We start from the raw sequence: 18,130 nt of genomic DNA, 5'->3' as shown, positions 1-18,130 counted from the left end.
CCGTATGAGCTCTTCCGCTACCCTCGATTTAAGCCTGCAACTATTACGTCAGCCTTCTGTCACACCGATTGATCATGACTGCCAGAACATCATGGCTGAACGTTTAAAGAAGATTGGTTTCAACATTGAATCCATGCGCTTTGAAGATGTAGATAATATCTGGGCACGCAAAGGCACAGAAGGTCCGGTCTTCTGTTTCGCTGGCCATACCGATGTCGTGCCAACAGGGAATCTGGATGCCTGGAACTCAGATCCTTTTTTACCTGAAATCCGTGAAGGCAAACTTTATGGTCGTGGCAGTGCCGACATGAAGACGGCTTTGGCAGCCATGGTAGTTGCAACAGAACGTTTTGTTGAAAAATATCCGAATCACAAAGGTTCGATTGCCTACCTGATTACTTCAGATGAAGAAGGTCCATCGATTAACGGCACGGTGAAAGTGATTGAAACACTGGAAGCGCGTAATGAGAAAATTACCTGGTGTCTGGTCGGTGAACCGTCAAGTAGTAATAAACTGGGCGATATAGTCAAAAATGGCCGTCGTGGTTCATTAAATGCCAACCTTACAGTCAAAGGCAAACAGGGTCATGTGGCTTATCCGCATCTGGCCGTGAATCCGATTCATACCGCTTCTAAAGCCATTGCTGAACTGTGCGACACAGTCTGGGATCATGGCAACGAATATTTCCCGGCGACGACCTTCCAGATTTCCAATATCAATTCGGGTACAGGCGCAACCAATGTTGTTCCCGGCACCATGAACCTATTGTGCAACTGGCGTTATTCAACTGAAGTGACCGCCGAAGAACTCAAAGTACGTACTTTAGAAATTCTGGATCGTCATGGTGTGGACTATGACATTTCTTGGACTTTATCTGGCCTGCCTTTCCTGACGCCAGTTGGTGAACTAGTAAATGCAGCTAAAACCGCCATTCTGAATGTGACGGGGACTGAAACTGAACTATCGACTTCGGGCGGTACCTCAGATGGCCGCTTTATTGCCCCTACCGGCGCACAGGTACTGGAACTTGGTGTATTGAATGCCACGATTCATCAGATCAATGAACATGTCGATATTGCAGACTTAGAGCCATTGGCTGAAATCTATGAGCAGATTCTCGTGAATTTACTCGCCAATTAAGTAAATTCATAACGCAATAAAAAAGGAACTCCATGGAGTTCCTTTTTTATATTTTATAGTTTGGATTACAGCCCGATTGTAGCCTGAATATTGGTCATATTCGGAATATGGAACAGCTGTTCGTTCATGCGCACATATTGAAAGATGGCAGGATCATTCACCGGCTGATCGACATCGACCACTTCGGAAATACGAATCCGGATGGTTTTCGGCATTTCATTACACATCAGGGCAAAGCGCTGAGTAATTTCATCCCCCTCAATCACCAGTGCCACCCCATTTTGACGTGACGGATCATTCACTGCATAGACCGGTAACTGTGCCTCATGCCATTCTACAGTTTTGACCTGAGTATTGCTATCCAGTGCTGACAGGACAATGTTTTGTGGCAATAACATCGGATCTTTGCCATGACAGTCAATAATATAGGCATCAATAAATCCGGTCGATACCGTAATCAGATGCTGAAGTTCCTGCTGGCTAATCTGATCAGCCATTTTATTGCTTGAATTGGTCTGACTCATATATTACCTCTGTTTTTCAGCAATCAGTTGCTGGATATTGGCCAACAGTTCCGCTTCCTGGAACGGTTTACCCATATAGTGCGTTACGCCCAAGCTGAATGCACGTTCACGATGCTTCTCACCGGTACGTGAGGTAATCATGATAATCGGCAAGTCACGGTGAATATCATGGTGACGAACCAGATTGGTCACTTCGAAACCGTCCATGCGCGGCATTTCGATATCCAGCAACATCAGATCCGGTCTGACGTTTTCAAGCTGCTCGATCGCATCCACACCATCTTTGGCAGTGACAATATCATAGCCTTGACGTTCAAGTAGACGCGACGTCACTTTACGTACAGTCACCGAGTCATCGACAATCATCACCAGACGACGTGCATTTGCATTACGCGAACCATCACGCTGATCATTCAGCTGTTTGACACGCTGTGTCGCCTGAATCTGGCGGGCAACATTCTGTCCATCGAGAATCAGACAGACCTGACCATCACCCAGAATCGTAGCACCAGCTACCACTCCGACATTGGCAAACTGCTGTCCAATCGGTTTCACTACAATTTGCGCCCGTGAACCGACCAGCTGATCGACCAGCAAGGCAATGGTTTGACCACTATTACCTTTAATCAACAGCACCGGCAATGAATGACCAACATTATTCAGACGTGGAATCGGCTGGTTGCCAACAAACTCAGACAGATAACGCAGCTTATAGTTTGCGCCATCGATCTTGAAATAGTCATCTTTACTATTGAAATAGCTTTCCAATGTGGTCGGTGCAATACGCACAATTCGGTCAATCTGCGCCAGAGAAATCGCATATTGCTGATCGCCCACTTTCACCATCAAGGCATCGCTGACCGCCACGGTCGTCGGTACGCGAATCGTAAAGATGGTGCCCTTGCCCAGTTCCGAGCTTACTGACACATGGCCGCCAAGAGATTTGATTTCACTTTGCACCACGTCCAGACCGACACCACGACCAGAAATCTGGGTCACTGCTTTCGCGGTACTGAAACCAGGATGGAAGATAAATTGCAGGATTTCTTCCTGATCAATAACTTGATCCGCTTTGATCAGATCCAGACTCATCGCTTTTTCACGAATCTTCTCCGCATCGATCCCCTTACCATCATCACTAAAGGACACGATTACATCGGTTCCCTGACGACTGATGTTCAAGACAATCGAACCCATTTCCGGCTTGTTCAGTGCGATACGATCTGCAGTATCTTCCAGACCATGGTCAATCGCGTTACGCAGCATATGCTCAAATGGGGTGACCAGACGCTCGAGAATGTTACGATCCAGTTCACCTTCGGTATTCTGTACGATCAGTTCTGCAGGACGGTTCAAGGTGGTCGAGGTTTGACGCACGATACGCTGTAAACGCGGCAACATCCGATCAAATGGAACCAGACGGGTACCCATCAGGCTTTCCTGAATCTCGGCCTGAATACGGGATTGTTGCAATAACAGACCTTCAGTTTCGCGAATCTTGTCGGCCAGTGTACTCTTGAAGTCGACCAAATCTGATGCAGATTCTGCCAGTGATTTAGACAGCTGGTTGAGTGACGAATACTGGTCCATTTCCAGCGGGTCAAAGTCAGCATAGCGCGAGTTCTCTGAACCGTGTTTGGCAATAATCTGTGATTCCAGCTCGCCTTCCATTCGACGTAACTGATCGGCAAGACGTTTGATCGCCAATTCCATCTCGTTCAGGGTATTGCCTAGCTGACCCAGGTCCATCTCGATACGCGAACGGTTAATCGAGTTCTCACCGGACAGGTCAATCATCTTCTCGACCAGATCAGCAGAGATACGGATCATCTCGTTATTGCTATCGCTGGTGCCGCTATTCGCCCACTCACCCATCATCTGTGGCGGTTCAGTACCATCACCTTCAACAAAGCCGAAGTCGGTGCTGACCACCAGATTATCTGTTTTCGCCAGACGCTCAGGCAATTGCGCAGTAACGTCCACATAAGCAATCTTTTTCAGACTGCTGTACAGCTGATCAAAACCGTTATAGTCACGCTGGAAAATCGCCTGTCTTAACCAAACCAGCGTTTTCTGCAATAAGCCATCATAAGCATTCGAGTTAAATTGGTAGACCGCAAACTGTTCGAAAGTCGTTTCCAGCTCATAGGCAATACTGGCCACTTCTTCAACATCAATCATACGTGCGCCACCCTTGATACTATGGGCAGCACGCTGTAATTGCAGCAATAAACTACGGTCACTACGCTGATCAAACCATTGATTGAGGAGCTTCTCGGCATTCGCCAGAATCTCTTCGGATTCTTCCAAGAAAGATTCTTCAACAATCGATTTCAGTTCGTCTTCTTCAGAACGTTCTACTGGTATGTCTTCAGTGGCCTCAGGAGATTCCAAGATTTCCAGTAATTCTTCAGCTTCTGCCAGATCAGTTGCAGGATGTTCAGTCGTTGCTGACTCTTCAAGTTGCGACTCAGAAATTGATGTCGCTTGGACCTCTGCAACTTCAACTACAGTATTCGCGCTCTCCGCAGCAGCAACAGCTTGTCCAGACACCAGCACCTGAATATTTTGCAGAATCGCAATCGCTTCTGGTGCAGGATAATCAATACCGTCTTCTCGAATGGATTGAATACGATCGGAAACGTTATCCTGAACCAGACGAATAATCTGGATTAAAGCAGGTGTCACGGCAATTTGCTGACGGATCACCCGCTCATAAATACTTTCCAGTTCATGTGCAATCAAACCGATATGCAAAGCTGCAATCATGTTTGCACCACCTTTTAAGGTATGCAAATGACGCATCAGATTGTTCAGTGAGGTTGTATCGTCCTGTTTTTTACTCCAGGTATTCAGATCTTCATCAATCCCTGCCAGCAATTCATCCGCTTCTTCCAGGAAGATACTTAATAATTCTTCATCAAAATCACGGTTGGTTTCAGTACTTTGCTGCTGTTGACGATCCGCAGCGATACGTTGGCTCAAGCCAGCAAAATCCACACTACCAGTCGCGACAGTTTCAGCCACCTGTGTGCTCTCTGAGCTTAGCTCAACATTCTGATTGCTAGTATCTTCAGCAAATATCTCGAGATCCTGCTGCACAAATGCAGACAGTTCACTGAGTATTTTTTGAATCTCATCATTCAGAATGACGCGCTGTCCTGCGGCCAAGGTATCAAATAAATGAATAAATTCCTGGTGCGCCTGTGCGAACAATTCATAGGCATAATCGCTGTTTAGCAGCACTGGCTTTTCAAGCAGCGCATCATAAGCCGATTTCAGATCGGCAGTGAATTCATGAATTCCCTGCGCTGCCCGGCTTTCTGTATGTGCCAGCAATTCCGCAGCCTGCTGGCTGAGTGCCTGAATATATTCCGGATAATCGACTTGGGCGCGTTTATCAAATTCAAACTCGGCATCCAATAACAGATCAATATCCAGCTCAACCAGTTTGGACACCAAGCCTTGCGTCTGAATACTATTGGTTTCAGTAACTGCAAAGCCATAATCATTCCAGACACGCTCAAAGGTGGCATATACCGCATCCAGTTTTGCAGTGTTGCCCTGACGTAGCAAATGCAGATAGTCACTGACAAACTCGGCATACTGAATCAGTAAAGCAGTTTCTTTTGAAGTAGAAGCAATTTCATCCTGTAGCAAAGTTTTGAACAGATGCTCTACTTTAGAGCTGGCCTCAAAAATCTGCTCAATCTGCGCCATGGATGAACTGCCGCGCAAGGTATGAATCGCACGAATTAGCGCATTATAATCTTGTGATTTTTCATCTTCAGTGCGAAGGAAGGTGGCAATCGTTTCCAGATGCTCTTCTGCTTCTTCAATAAAGATCGCCACAGTTTCTTCGATATCACTGCGAACCGGTACTTCTACTGGCGCTACTGTTAGCTCAGCTTCACTTGGCTCATTGTCTGCAAGCTCAAGACCTGTCATCTGACCTTCAGCAGTCAAATGAACTGCCAATGCCAGTAATTCTTCCAATGCAGGCTCAGGCGAAATTTGTTGTTGTAATTGTTGTCCCAAGAGCACCATTGGACGCAGGTCGAGATCCAATTGCTGTACATGTTTGAATTTTGGATATAAAGCATATTGATAGACATTCAGTACCGCTTGGGCAAATTTTTGCACCGTCGGTGTTAGCTGAATCGAACCGGACAAAACCCGGTTTAAGGTATCTTCAACCGCCCAGGCCATTTCCCCTGCCGATTTTGCCCCGACCATGCGGCCTGAACCTTTCAGGGTGTGAAAATGGCGGCGAATGGTCTTCAGATTTTCTTGATGATCTGGATTAGTCAACCATTCTGGAAATAAAGCATTTAACTCAACGAAGATCTCTTCGATTTCCTCAACAAAAATTTCAAGAATTTCTGCATCTTGGTCAAGATAACTATCTTCAGGAAGCGTTGTCGTTTCAACTAAATTTTTTAATATTTCTTTCATAGCTCATGCTTCTTACGTTATGCCGCCAAGAAGGGCGCTCAAACTTAATTGTGACCGTCACGCGATACCTAACGTATGAAGTTAAGTACATCTTGTCGAGGCTTTATCTGTATTTTCTGAATGTGTCTCAACCGCGGTCAAGACACATTTCCCCATCATGTCTGACTTTATTCTGGTAGTTTAAAGTCAGATACAGATTCACGTAATGCATCGGCCATGTTTGCCAGTTCAGATACTGAACGTGCTGTATCGAAGGTTGCACTGGTGGTTTGCGAGGTAATTTCCTGTACGACATTCATCGTGGTCGCAATATGACCTGCAGATGCTGACTGCAGTTTCGCAGCATCAGAAATGTTCGCAATCAGTTTCGCCAGGTTATTCGATACCGTTTGAATCTCATCTAGTGCTACACCGGCATCTTTAGACAAGTTCGCACCACGTACAACTTCCGATGTAGTTTGTTCCATCGAAATAACGGCTTCGTTCGTATCCGTTTGAATGGTTTTTACCAGGCCTTCAATCTGCTTGGTTGCAGAAGCTGAACGTTCCGCAAGACGCTGTACTTCATCGGCTACGACCGCGAAACCACGACCCGCTTCACCGGCCATCGATGCCTGAATCGCTGCGTTTAATGCCAGGATGTTCGTCTGGTCAGCAATATCGTTAATTAAGGCAACGATGTTACCAATTTCCTGAGAAGATTCACCCAAACGCTTAATACGTTTTGAAGTTTCCTGAATCTGTTCACGAATCGTGTCCATACCCTCAATCGAGCGATGTACGACATCCGCACCGTTTGCAGCAATTTGTACTGAACGCTCTGCTACCACCGCTGATTCATCGGCGTTGGCAGATACCTGGTCAATCGACAATGCCATTTCGTTAATCGCTGCAGAAGCACCGGCAATTTCTTGTGCCTGATGCTCAGATGCTTCAGCTAACTGGTTGGTAATGCTTTGTGTAGTTGCAGTATATTGCGCAACTTCTTGTGAAGTTTCAGTAATACGCGATACCAGGTCACGTAACTGGTCAATCGCAAAGTTAATCGAATCGGCAATTGCACCAGTAAAGTCTTCAGATACTGTTGCATATGAACGCAAGTCACCGTCTGCAAGATCGGCGATCTCATCCAGTAAACGTAAAATCGCATTCTGGTTACGGTCATATTCTTCTTGTAAACGGCCTACACGCTGCTTATCCGACAAGCCACGCAGAGAAAGTAACTTGAATACACACAGCAAGAAACCGACTAATAACGCGATCAGAAGGACTGCCGGAACAACCGTTTTAAGACCTGAGTTACCCGATAATTTATTCAGGTTGTCCAAAAGCACATCAGATTGAGAAAAAATAGATGCGGCTGCCTGACGAACTTTTACGATCTGTGTAGAGTTTTTCAGAATAATCGCTGATGCAGATTCCAGTACGTCATCATATTCAGCCTTGATGCCTTCCAGAGATTCACGCAGGGTTGGATCAGCAATACGCTGTACACCCAGTTCAGCAGAACCATTTAACTGTGCATTCAGATAAGAACCAAAAGTTTCGGTATCGGCACTGAAGTCATCCGCAGATTCACGTGAACCATCATTACCTGTCAGTACCAAACTGATTGAACGTAAGATACGTTCTGCAATGAATACCTGGTTTTTGGCAATAACCACCTGGTTCGATGGCATATCTTGACGTGCCATCTGGTCGACCATCAAGTTATATTCCGCCTGAATCCCCGGAATCGCTTCACCAATCGCGATGTTGGTGTCGTATAACTGGTTAATAATCTTTTGTTGCGAGGTAATCAGATCAATACTGTTGGAAACTTCTGTCCACTGTTTATCAACCGCCTGCAACGCATCATTATTGGAGTGAATACTTTTAACTGTCTCAAGATTTTCAGCAAAGGCTTTTTGCGAGTCAGTCAGGTTTTTCATAGCTTCTGGCGTACCGGAAGCGGTCGCCTCAGTCGCCTGGCGCGAAATGGTTTGCGAGAGGAGACGCAGGTCACCCAGACTCTGAGTGAGTTCGTTGGTACGTGGAACACTATAAAAAAGATACAATAAAGTGATCAGTGCGGCTAAAAGACAGCCTGCTGCCCCATAAATCAGCGGTTTTGATTTCTCACTATCACCGAAGACACGTGATAACTGATCTACTTGCGTTTGAATCTTAGCTAAAAAAGCATTACCGCCTTTGCGGCCAGTGCTCTCACCTGTATTTTTCTTTTTAAGTTTAAAGCCCATGCAGCCTCTCCCCGGTTGACGCCTTGCTTAGTTTCGAGCGCGACATTTAATTTATAAATTTTATAGATGCGTTCATAAATTTTGGATTTTGCAACAGACGACTGAATAAAAACACATGCCACTGCTGGTTGTGCTGATGGAAAAACCCCTGACAATATTCTTGTAAGTTTTTATCCAATTCAGATTTCTTCGAAAAGAAACTTTTCTTATTGAAATGTTGTATACCCAAAACTTGATCTACGACCAAACCCACATACTGGTCATTATGGTTGATACATAATACTTTTTGAGTCGGTGAAAATTGACTGCTCTGCCCTGATACGTACTGCGTCAGATCAGAAACCGATAACAGTCTTCCCCGGATATTCGCCAGACCCAACACCCATGCTTGCGTCTTGGGTACCGGCGTATATTCTGGGGGATAAATCACTTCTGATACTTCCCCCAGCGGGGCAACAAAATATTGCCCCATCATCTCAAAAGCAATGCCCGACCATCGGTTAACTTCATTGCCATTGGAAACGTAGTTTTTATTCCCCCGTTTCGCAATGCGAAGCAATTCGATAAATCCATTTGCTGCCATAGAGCTTATCCTGCATTGAGGTGCTGCTTAATTACATCTATTAATTGTTTTTCATCGACTGGTTTTGTTAGATAATCCGCTGCGCCTTGACGCTTGCCCCATACACGGTCAGTGGCCTGATCCTTAGTACTCACAATCACGATTGGAATATGTTTGGTCGTTGCACCACGTGCAATCTGGCGGGTCGCCTGAAAACCATTCACGCCCGGCATAACCACATCCATCAGGACTAGGTCCGGCAATTCTGCCTGTGCCATGGTGACGCCATCTGCGCCATTGGCTGCTTCAATCACATCAAAGCCGTGTTTAGAAAGAATCTCTCTAAAGCGAAAAGTTTCTGTCGGTGAGTCATCCACAATTAGGATACGTGCCATGCCAATTCCCCAAAAAAATCAAATATTAAGCACTAATATGGTTACGGATTGCATTGAGCAATTCATCTTTACTAAAAGGTTTGGTCAGGTATTCATCTGAACCCACGACACGACCTTTGGCCTGATCAAATAAGCCATCTTTACTCGATAGCATAATCACAGGAATATTCTGGTAATTCTGAGAGTTTTTGATTAAGGCGCAGGTTTGATAACCATCCAGGCGCGGCATCATAATATCTACAAAAACGATATCTGGATTTGCTTCGGCAATTTTTGACAAAGCCTCAAAACCGTCTACTGCAGTAATGACCTCATAACCTTCGCGTTGAAGAAGAGTTTCCGCAGTACGACGAATGGTCTTTGAGTCATCAATAACCATAATTTTTAGATTTTGGAATTTATCGTCCATTTGTTTAACCCTTCCCATTTTAGAAACTATATGCCATAAGGCTCATAGGATTATTTTATTACGATCGATAAACATTTTTAACATAAAGTCACTTGTATTATCAATGAACATTTTCTACACAAGTAGACAAAATCATTTATTTTTAATAACAGCTTCACATTTTCTTATCGTTATTGGTTTTTTTTTGACTAACGGTAGTTTTTTATTGATAAATTTAAGTCTAATATAACAAGATTATTACTTTAAAATAAGTAATTTAGTCAACTTTAAATTCGGGGAGCCAATGATGAGTCAGTTTTTAAGAAAACTTGCTGTCATTGATAAAAATAAAATGACTGGTCAATTCATTGTTGTTGTGCTGCTACTGTTACAGGTGAGCTTAACGTGCGCGAGTAGCAACCAACTCCCGCAAAAAGCCACCTGGTATCGTTATTATGACAGCAAGGGTGTGGCCAATATCAGTACTAACGTCACACCAAATCATATCCGTTATGGTTATGAAGCACTTGACCAGAATATGCAGGTCATTAAACGTGCGCGTCCTTATAATGCCGAAGCGGATATCAGACAGGCGCCACAGCGTGCTCAACAGGCTAAGCGGATTGCCGAAGATCATAAACTCAAGCGTGCTTATAGCAATAGCCAGACCGCTTTACAGAAAAAAAACGATAGCCTGGTCCAGTTAAAAAAACAGATTGATTTTCAGCAAGAACAAATGAAGCAACTGCAAAAAGATCGGGTCATGTTTGTGCGTCAGGAACGTGAATATTTACGTAAAGGTAAAACCCCACCGGCACACCTGAAAACAACATTAGACAATAACCAGAAAAATCTCGATTCCCAGAAAGAAAATATTCAATCTTTACAAAGTCGCTATCGAAATCTGGAAGCAGAATACGACAAAATTATCGCCCGTTTAAAAGCACTTGAATAAATACAAATAGCTAGCCGTGGTTTTGATCCATAGCCAGCTAAAAGGACTCATATGCAAACTGCACCGCATTCTCATGATTTAAATATGCCTTCCCCGCGCTCTATCCTGATCATGAGTGCACTTTGCTTAAATATGTTTTTAGTGGCTTGTGATAAAAATGAACCCGTACAGCAAACCGAAACACCCAAATCCATTGAAGTCATTCCTCAAGATCTAGTTGCAGTTCAATCTGGCAATTCAGTTCAAAAAACCGCATTCACCGGCACCATTCGTGCAGTCAATCAAAGCAGCATACAGTCACAGGTCTCTGCTACTGCTACCAGCGTAAACGCGCAGGTAGGTCAAACGGTTTCTAAAGGACAGGTGCTGGTACGCCTGAATAATCAGGACAATGCAGCCCGCTTGGCACAGGCACGTGCAAATCTGGCCTCTACTCAAGCGCAAGCCAATCAGGCTCGCAACATGATGCAGCGTAAAAAGCGCCTGCTCGATCAGGGTTTTATTTCAAAAGTAGAATATGAACAAAGTCAGGTCGATTATCAGGCCCAGCTTGAAAATGTCCGCGCCCAGCAAGCCAATGTCGATATTGCCCAGAAAGCCGATCGTGATGGCACCATGACCAGTCCGATCAGTGGCGTGATTACGCAACGTCAGGTTGAACCGGGTCAAACCGTTGCCATTGGACAAACCCTGTTTGAAATTGTCGATCCGAAACGGCTGGAAATTCAAGCACGCGTACCTAGTGATCTGCAATCAGGTTTAAGACTGGGCAGTCAGGTCGAATACAACATTCAAGGTAATCCAAATCGGCTCACTGCCGTAATTAGCCGGATTTCCCCCATTGCAGATCAGGCCAGTCGCCAGATCGAATTCTTTGCCACGCCGAATGAAACCATTCCTTCGCTAAGTATCGGCTCCTTCGTTGAAGGCAACATTCTGAGTTCACAACAGATTTCTGGCCAGCTGATTCCATTAGATACTGTTCAAGACATTCAGAATAAACCTTATGTCTGGATAATACGCCAGAATAAAATTATCAAAGTCAATGTTCAGGTACTAGAACAGCGTTATAGCGACAACATTGCCGTGGTTCAAGGACTGGAGAGCAGCGATCAGGTCAGCCGGGTTAAGTTTAGCGAAGCCGATCTGCAAAAAACTGTCACCCTTCGCGCCAACTAAAACCATTCATACAGGATCATTGATATGTGGTTTACCCGAATTAGTGTGAAGTATCCGGTTTTTACCATCATGATGATGTTCTGCCTGATGGTGCTGGGGCTGGCTTCATGGCAGCGGATGGGCGTTGAAGAATTTCCTGATGTCGATTTCCCTTTTGTGGTGATCTATACCAACTATCCGGGCGCTTCTCCGGAAACGGTTGAATCGGAAATCACCAAGAAACTCGAAGATCAGATCAATACCATTTCCGGTTTGAAACAGGTGATTTCCCAGTCCAGTGAAGGCCTGTCCATCATCACCACTGAATTTAATCTGGATGTGACATCTACCACAGCAGCTCAGGACGTGCGGGATAAAATCGCTTCTGTAACTGCTGAATTTCGTGATGAGATTCAGGAGCCGATTGTAGAACGTTATGACCCGACGGCGAATGCGGTAATGTCGATCGTATTTGAATCCGACAATATGGATGTGAAAGCGCTCAGTTCCTATCTGGATCAGCGAATTGTGCCACAATTGCGTACAGTCCCGGGCGTCGGAACGGTCAACCTGCTGGGTGATGCGCAGCGCCAGATCCGGATTCAGGTGGAACCACAAAAACTACAAGCCTTTGGCATTGGTGTGGACAGTGTGATTAACACCTTAAAGGCCGAGAATATTGAAGTCCCGGGGGGGACGCTTAAATCGGGTAATTCGGAACTGGTCATTGAAATCAATTCCAAAGTACTGCATCCCCTCGCCTTCGGCGATCTGGTTATTGCCAATAAAAACGGCGTACCGATTTTCCTCAGACAAGTGGCCAATATTCAAGACAGTCAGGCAGAGCTGGAATCGGCTGCCTTTTTGAATGGTAAAACCGCAGTGGCAATTGATATTTTGCGCAGTTCAGATGCAAACGTCATTGAAGTAGTCGACAAGAGCTATGCAGCTTTAGAAAGTATTGAGGCGCAGCTTCCCCAAGGCACTACTTTACAAGTAGTGGTAGATTCCTCCAAAAGTATCCGCGGCACCATTGGCGATGTAGCCCGCACCATTATTGAAGGTGCGGTACTGGCTGTGCTGATTGTCCTATTATTTTTAGGCTCTTTCCGTTCAACTGTGATTACCGGTTTGACCCTACCCATTGCACTCTTGGGCACGCTGACCTTTATCTGGGCCTTTGGCTTTAGCATCAATATGATGACTTTGCTGGCGCTGTCCTTGAGTATTGGCCTGTTGATCGATGATGCGATTGTGGTGCGTGAAAATATTGTTCGGCATGCCGATATGGGCAAAGATCATGTGACTGCCGCGCTCGATGGCACCAAAGAAATTGGCTTAGCCGTGCTGGCCACGACACTGACCATTGTCGCCGTATTCCTGCCTGTGGCCTTTATGGGCGGAATTATTGGCCGTTTCTTCTACCAGTTCGGGGTCACGGTGAGTATGGCCGTTCTGATCTCAATGTTTGTCAGCTTTACTCTGGATCCGATGCTTTCTGCACACTGGGCAGAAAAGAAAAAAGATCCGAATAAAAAACCAGGTCGGGTGAAACGTTTCTTTAGCTGGATCTCCGGCAAGCTGGATAACTTAAGCCATGTTTATGAAAAATTATTAAAACTGGCGCTGCGCTTCAGATTGATTACTTTATTAATTGCTGTCGCTTCTTTATTTGGTGCTCTGGGATTATCCAAATTGATCGGCACCGAATTTGTACCGGTTCCGGATAAAGGCGAAATCCGGATCAAGTTTGAAACACCGGTCGATTCATCACTTGAATATTCACAGGCCAAACTGCAACAGGTGGATGAGATTATTCGGCAACATCCGGATGTCAAAGCCACCTATGGCGTGATTAATGGCGCAACCGACCGCGGTAAAAACCATGTCAGTTTACGGGTGACTGTAACTCCGCGTACCGAACGTGAAAAGACACTGAATGACCTGAATAATGAGTTCCGCCAGCGCCTGCAATCGGTGGCCGGAATCAGCATTACTTCGGTGGCATCCGCTGATGAAACCGTGTCAGGCGGTCAGAAGCCGATCATGATCTCGATCAAAGGTCCAGATCTGGATGAACTGAAAAAAATTTCCGATCGTTTTATGACTGAAATGGCGAAGATTAATGGCATTGTCGATCTAGAAACTTCATTAAAAGAACCCAAGCCGACTCTTGATGTACAGATTAATCGCGTCTTGGCCAGTGATTTAGGTTTATCGGTCAATCAGATAGCCAATGTAGTGCGTCCGCTGATTGCCGGTGATGATGTTACCACCTGGCAGGATGAAAAAGGTGAAACCTATGATGTGAATCTGCGCCTGACCGAAGACCAGCGCAGCTTGCCTAGCGATTTACAGAATATGTTTATCACCTCGAATAAAACGGATACCAATAATCAACCTATTTTGATTCCGCTTTCGAGCGTGGCCAAATTTGAAGAAAAGCTCGGCGCTTCACAAATTAACCGACGTGATCTGGCTCGTGAAGTTCTGGTCGAGGCCAATACTTCAGGACGTCCTGCAGGCGACATCGGGACGGATATCAGCCGCTTGCAAGAAAATTTCGATATGCCACCGGGTTATAGTTTCGACACTCAAGGCTCCAATGCCGACATGGCAGAATCCGCAGGTTATGCACTGACTGCGATTACCCTGTCGATTGTCTTTATCTATATTGTGCTCGGTTCACAGTTCAATAGCTTTATCCATCCTGTAGCAATTATGGCCTCACTGCCACTGTCACTGATTGGCGTGTTTCTGGCCTTGTTCCTGTTTAACTCAACCATGAACCTGTTCTCGATTATCGGCATTATTATGCTGATGGGATTGGTAACCAAGAATGCGATTCTGCTGATCGACTTTATCAAGAAAGCCATGGATCGCGGTGAAAACCGCTATGATGCGATTATTGCCGCTGGTAAAACCCGTTTGCGTCCTATTCTGATGACTACCAGCGCGATGGTCATGGGCATGGTGCCACTTTCCCTAGGGCTAGGTGAAGGTGGCGAACAAAGTGCACCGATGGCGCATGCGGTGATTGGTGGCGTGATTACCTCTACCCTGCTGACCTTGGTGGTGGTGCCGGTGATCTTTACCTACCTGGATGACTTTAAGAATTTTATGCTGCGTCAGGCACGTAAAATCATGGCATAATTTAATGCAACACAATGAGGTGACATTCCCAAATGCTCACCTCATTTTTTATTGTATAATCCCTGCTTTAACGCTTAATTTTTTAGGACAGTTTCCATGCGCGCGAGTCGCTTTTTATTTGCAACGTTAAGAGAAACCCCGAACGATGCTGAGGTTATTTCCCATCAGCTGATGCTTCGTGCCGGTATGATTCGTAAGTTGGCTTCAGGTCTATACACCTGGTTGCCGATGGGCGTTCGCGTATTAAATAAAGTTGAAGCGATCGTTCGCGAAGAAATGGACAAAGTCGGTTCACTTCAAGTCTATATGCCGGTGACTCAACCTGCATCTTTGTGGGAAGAATCAGGTCGTTATGTACAATACGGCCCTGAACTTTTACGCTTCAACGACCGCCATGGCAACCCATTTGTTCTGGGTCCGACGCATGAAGAAGTGATCACTGACCTTGCACGTAACGAATTAAAAAGCTACAAGCAATTGCCTGCAAACTTCTACCAGGTACAAACCAAATTCCGTGACGAAATTCGTCCCCGTTTTGGCGTAATGCGTTCACGTGAATTCATCATGAAAGATGCCTACTCTTTCCATGCCAACCAGGAATCACTGCAACAAACCTACGACGACATGTATGCAGCCTATTGCAAAATCTTCAACCGTCTTGGTTTAGATTTCCGTCCGGTTCAAGCAGATACCGGTTCAATCGGTGGTTCAGGTTCTCACGAATTCCACGTGCTGGCTTCAAGCGGTGAAGATGATATCGCCTTCTCGACTGAATCTGACTATGCAGCCAATATTGAAATGGCAGAAGCAGTACTTGTCGGTGAACGTGCGGCACCTACACAAGAACTCAAACTGGTAGATACACCAAATCAAAAAACCATTGCAGATGTATCAGCATTCTTGGGTACCGATCCTGCCCATTCAGTAAAAGCATTGCTTGTTCAAGGCATTGCAAAAGAGGATGGTTCCGTTCCTGTGGTTGCTTTATTCCTTCGTGGCGATCATGAACTGAATGAAATTAAAGCTGAAAAACATCCTTTAATTGCTGCACCTTTGACATTTGCTACTGAAGAACAACTTCAAACACTTGGCTTAACTGCTGGCTTTGTCGGTCCTCAAGGTCTGGTCGGAAAAGGTATCACCGTCATTGTTGATCGTGCAGCATCTGTATTGTCTGACTTTGTTGCAGGTGCAAATGCAGCAGATCAACACGCAACAGGTGTAAACTGGGAACGTGATGCGCAGTTCACTGAAGTTTATGACCTACGTAACGTGGTTGAAGGCGATCCATCTCCAGATGGTAAAGGCACGCTTCAAATCAAACGTGGTATCGAAGTGGGTCATATCTTCCAGTTGGGTCAAAAATACTCTGAAGCTTTAGGTTGTAAAGTCTTGGGTGAAGATGGCAAACCATTCACTGTAACAATGGGGTGTTATGGTATTGGTGTAACGCGTGTAGTAGCTTCTGCAATCGAGCAGAACTTTGATGAGAAAGGCATTATCTGGCCAACTGCCATTGCACCGTTTGAAGTTGCCATTGTGCCGATGAATGCACACAAATCTCCACGAACTATGGAAGCTGCGGAAGCACTCTATGCTGAATTACAAGCTGCAGGTTTTGACGTATTACTTGATGACCGTAACGAACGTCCGGGCGTGAAATTCTCTGATCTTGAGCTGACAGGTATTCCACACCGTATTGTAATTGGCGAAAAAGGCTTAGATGCAGGTACGTTTGAATATAAAGGCCGTCGTGATGCTGAATCTGTAAATATCTCGAAAGAAGAATTATTGGCAAAAATTGCTAAATAATTTTGCTTTCTTATAAAAAATCCCGCGTAATGCGGGATTTTTTATAACTAAACTTAGCAGAATTTGTGTCCACCAAAGCAGTTCGGTTTAAAGTTCTGGCCTTGTAAAGTTAAATTAGTAAGAGGGAAATCAAGTAGCGCAGGATTTTTAATTTCCTTTACATCAAGTGCACTTCCTAGCACACAACCAAAAACCAGACTTCCACAATCTCGCACATTAGTGGTTAAATCATGGTTAATTCCTGCAATAGTTTGCTTTAAAACAGCATCTGAAATTGGCACACTATATGAAGGTGAAATACTTCCTAAATCCACTTCATCTTCCATTGCCAGCCACCACCCTTGTTTTGCTGCGACTGCTGCACCAGGCCATAAAATGCTTTGGGATTGCAAGGAGAGTGAAGCTGGATTATTTAAATATAAAGCATGAATAAGTCCGAGATTTTGTTTAACAGTAATGTCTGTCTGTAGCCCGGTTAAGTAGCCTGTAATATCTTTATCTAATTTTAATGCTCCATCCAATAATTCTGCTTTTAATGGTCCTTTAAAATCAATACGACCTACTGTCCCTGTCCCTTTTAGTACAACTTCTTTCATTCTTGTTCCTGACACTATCGTAGCAGGAATAGTAAAAGGTGCTGTTGTAGAATTTAACTGGAAAGCATAATTGCTAGATGTGTAATGTAAATCCAGAGGTAATGGTTGACCTAATATAGTGCCTTTTACCGTGCCCTCAATATTCATTCCAGTTGCAGCATAATCCATGACACGAGGAGCGGTTGTTGCAACTCCTGATGAAGATTTTGTTTTCATATAACCACTGAAACTGTTAATACCATTTGGTGTAGCACTATTTTCTGTCCCCATTGTCAATAGACCTGAAATCTTTTCCGCACTTAAACGGAAACCTAAAACTTCACGTGTAGATGCCTGATTTGGATTTTTTATGGCAAATTGTACAAATGGATTAGTAATCAGAGCTGAAGTCGCGGCACGATCCGCGCCATTCGTAGGATTACCACTTAAGGCAATATGATCAATATCAATATCACAGCCGGTTGCACCATTAACACCGCCACACCCGAGTTGTAGCTTTTTTATATTGGTATTAATTTCCATCTCGGCTTCCAGGCCTAATTTATAAAATGAGATATTACTCTGGTCATAAGTAGCTCCTAGATTATCCATCTGGTTAAATCCAGACTGAACCTCCATTGACAATAAAGCCTGCCCATTGACTTCTGAGAGCTCTTGGTCTTCCAATGAGGTTAATGCAGATACCTGACCACTTAGGCCCATCATAGCTACCACTAGACTTTTTAATATTATTTTTTTCATTTTTCTCATC

Annotated in this window: 12 protein-coding genes; 5 read left to right on the top strand and 7 right to left on the bottom strand. The window is 44.8% G+C overall.

Annotated features, from left to right (window positions below; all coding sequences use genetic code 11):
- Nucleotides 1–4: 4 nt before the first annotated feature.
- A complete protein-coding gene (gene dapE, locus FTV42_RS00115; RefSeq protein ID WP_180037067.1) occupies nucleotides 5–1,141 on the top strand; it encodes a succinyl-diaminopimelate desuccinylase in 1,137 nt (378 codons plus the stop codon).
- Nucleotides 1,142–1,206: 65 nt separating this feature from the next.
- Here the strand turns inward: dapE and FTV42_RS00110 are convergent, their stop codons facing one another.
- The 6 genes from FTV42_RS00110 to pilG all read right to left on the bottom strand — a co-directional run bounded on the left by FTV42_RS00110 (nucleotide 1,207) and on the right by pilG (nucleotide 9,726).
- Nucleotides 1,207–1,665 carry a hypothetical protein gene (locus FTV42_RS00110; protein WP_044111490.1) on the bottom strand — a complete coding sequence of 153 codons (459 nt, stop codon included), beginning with the start codon at nucleotides 1,663–1,665 and terminating at the stop codon, nucleotides 1,207–1,209.
- Nucleotides 1,666–1,668: 3 nt separating this feature from the next.
- Nucleotides 1,669–6,120, bottom strand: coding sequence for an Hpt domain-containing protein (locus FTV42_RS00105; protein ID WP_180037066.1), 4,452 nt, complete (start codon nucleotides 6,118–6,120; stop codon nucleotides 1,669–1,671).
- A gap of 167 nt (nucleotides 6,121–6,287) precedes the next feature.
- Complete coding sequence (locus tag FTV42_RS00100) at nucleotides 6,288–8,360, bottom strand: methyl-accepting chemotaxis protein (protein ID WP_180037065.1); 2,073 nt, start codon at nucleotides 8,358–8,360, stop codon at nucleotides 6,288–6,290.
- Between the two features lie 46 nt (nucleotides 8,361–8,406).
- Nucleotides 8,407–8,943 carry a chemotaxis protein CheW gene (locus FTV42_RS00095; protein ID WP_004280709.1) on the bottom strand — a complete coding sequence of 179 codons (537 nt, stop codon included), beginning with the start codon at nucleotides 8,941–8,943 and terminating at the stop codon, nucleotides 8,407–8,409.
- Between the two features lie 5 nt (nucleotides 8,944–8,948).
- On the bottom strand, nucleotides 8,949–9,317 hold the full coding sequence (locus FTV42_RS00090; protein ID WP_064096413.1) for a response regulator: 369 nt from the start codon (nucleotides 9,315–9,317) through the stop codon (nucleotides 8,949–8,951).
- 25 nt (nucleotides 9,318–9,342) lie between these two features.
- Nucleotides 9,343–9,726, bottom strand: a complete 384-nt coding sequence (gene pilG, locus FTV42_RS00085; RefSeq protein ID WP_004280711.1) for a twitching motility response regulator PilG — start codon at nucleotides 9,724–9,726, stop codon at nucleotides 9,343–9,345.
- Nucleotides 9,727–10,012: 286 nt separating this feature from the next.
- Here pilG and FTV42_RS00080 point away from each other — a divergent pair, with 286 nt between their 5' ends.
- From FTV42_RS00080 to FTV42_RS00065, 4 genes are all read left to right on the top strand, one after another.
- Nucleotides 10,013–10,660, top strand: coding sequence for a hypothetical protein (locus FTV42_RS00080; protein WP_180037064.1), 648 nt, complete (start codon nucleotides 10,013–10,015; stop codon nucleotides 10,658–10,660).
- 51 nt (nucleotides 10,661–10,711) lie between these two features.
- On the top strand, nucleotides 10,712–11,839 hold the full coding sequence (locus FTV42_RS00075; RefSeq protein WP_180037063.1) for an efflux RND transporter periplasmic adaptor subunit: 1,128 nt from the start codon (nucleotides 10,712–10,714) through the stop codon (nucleotides 11,837–11,839).
- Between the two features lie 24 nt (nucleotides 11,840–11,863).
- On the top strand, nucleotides 11,864–14,971 hold the full coding sequence (locus FTV42_RS00070) for an efflux RND transporter permease subunit (RefSeq protein ID WP_180037062.1): 3,108 nt from the start codon (nucleotides 11,864–11,866) through the stop codon (nucleotides 14,969–14,971).
- Between the two features lie 96 nt (nucleotides 14,972–15,067).
- On the top strand, nucleotides 15,068–16,783 hold the full coding sequence (locus FTV42_RS00065) for a proline--tRNA ligase (protein ID WP_180037061.1): 1,716 nt from the start codon (nucleotides 15,068–15,070) through the stop codon (nucleotides 16,781–16,783).
- A 53-nt stretch (nucleotides 16,784–16,836) separates the two neighbouring features.
- Here the strand turns inward: FTV42_RS00065 and FTV42_RS00060 are convergent, their stop codons facing one another.
- Complete coding sequence (locus FTV42_RS00060; protein ID WP_114541003.1) at nucleotides 16,837–18,120, bottom strand: hypothetical protein; 1,284 nt, start codon at nucleotides 18,118–18,120, stop codon at nucleotides 16,837–16,839.
- Nucleotides 18,121–18,130 lie beyond the last annotated feature (10 nt).

Source organism: Acinetobacter sp. YH16052 (genome assembly GCF_013417155.1).
Taxonomy (GTDB): domain Bacteria; phylum Pseudomonadota; class Gammaproteobacteria; order Pseudomonadales; family Moraxellaceae; genus Acinetobacter.
Note: the sequence above shows the minus strand (reverse complement) of the source record. Positions and strands in the feature narration are given on the sequence as shown.

Excerpts from the sequence above, each read along its gene's own strand:
- FTV42_RS00060 (WP_114541003.1), bottom strand. The coding sequence starts at position 18,120 with ATGAAAAAAATAATATTAAAAAGTCTAGTGGTAGCTATGATGGGCCTA.
- FTV42_RS00105 (WP_180037066.1), bottom strand. The coding sequence starts at position 6,120 with ATGAAAGAAATATTAAAAAATTTAGTTGAAACGACAACGCTTCCTGAA.
- FTV42_RS00075 (WP_180037063.1), top strand. The coding sequence starts at position 10,712 with ATGCAAACTGCACCGCATTCTCATGATTTAAATATGCCTTCCCCGCGC.
- FTV42_RS00095 (WP_004280709.1), bottom strand. The coding sequence starts at position 8,943 with ATGGCAGCAAATGGATTTATCGAATTGCTTCGCATTGCGAAACGGGGG.
- pilG (WP_004280711.1), bottom strand. The coding sequence starts at position 9,726 with ATGGACGATAAATTCCAAAATCTAAAAATTATGGTTATTGATGACTCA.
- dapE (WP_180037067.1), top strand. The coding sequence starts at position 5 with ATGAGCTCTTCCGCTACCCTCGATTTAAGCCTGCAACTATTACGTCAG.
- FTV42_RS00070 (WP_180037062.1), top strand. The coding sequence starts at position 11,864 with ATGTGGTTTACCCGAATTAGTGTGAAGTATCCGGTTTTTACCATCATG.
- FTV42_RS00100 (WP_180037065.1), bottom strand. The coding sequence starts at position 8,360 with ATGGGCTTTAAACTTAAAAAGAAAAATACAGGTGAGAGCACTGGCCGC.
- FTV42_RS00090 (WP_064096413.1), bottom strand. The coding sequence starts at position 9,317 with ATGGCACGTATCCTAATTGTGGATGACTCACCGACAGAAACTTTTCGC.
- FTV42_RS00110 (WP_044111490.1), bottom strand. The coding sequence starts at position 1,665 with ATGAGTCAGACCAATTCAAGCAATAAAATGGCTGATCAGATTAGCCAG.
- FTV42_RS00080 (WP_180037064.1), top strand. The coding sequence starts at position 10,013 with ATGAGTCAGTTTTTAAGAAAACTTGCTGTCATTGATAAAAATAAAATG.
- FTV42_RS00065 (WP_180037061.1), top strand. The coding sequence starts at position 15,068 with ATGCGCGCGAGTCGCTTTTTATTTGCAACGTTAAGAGAAACCCCGAAC.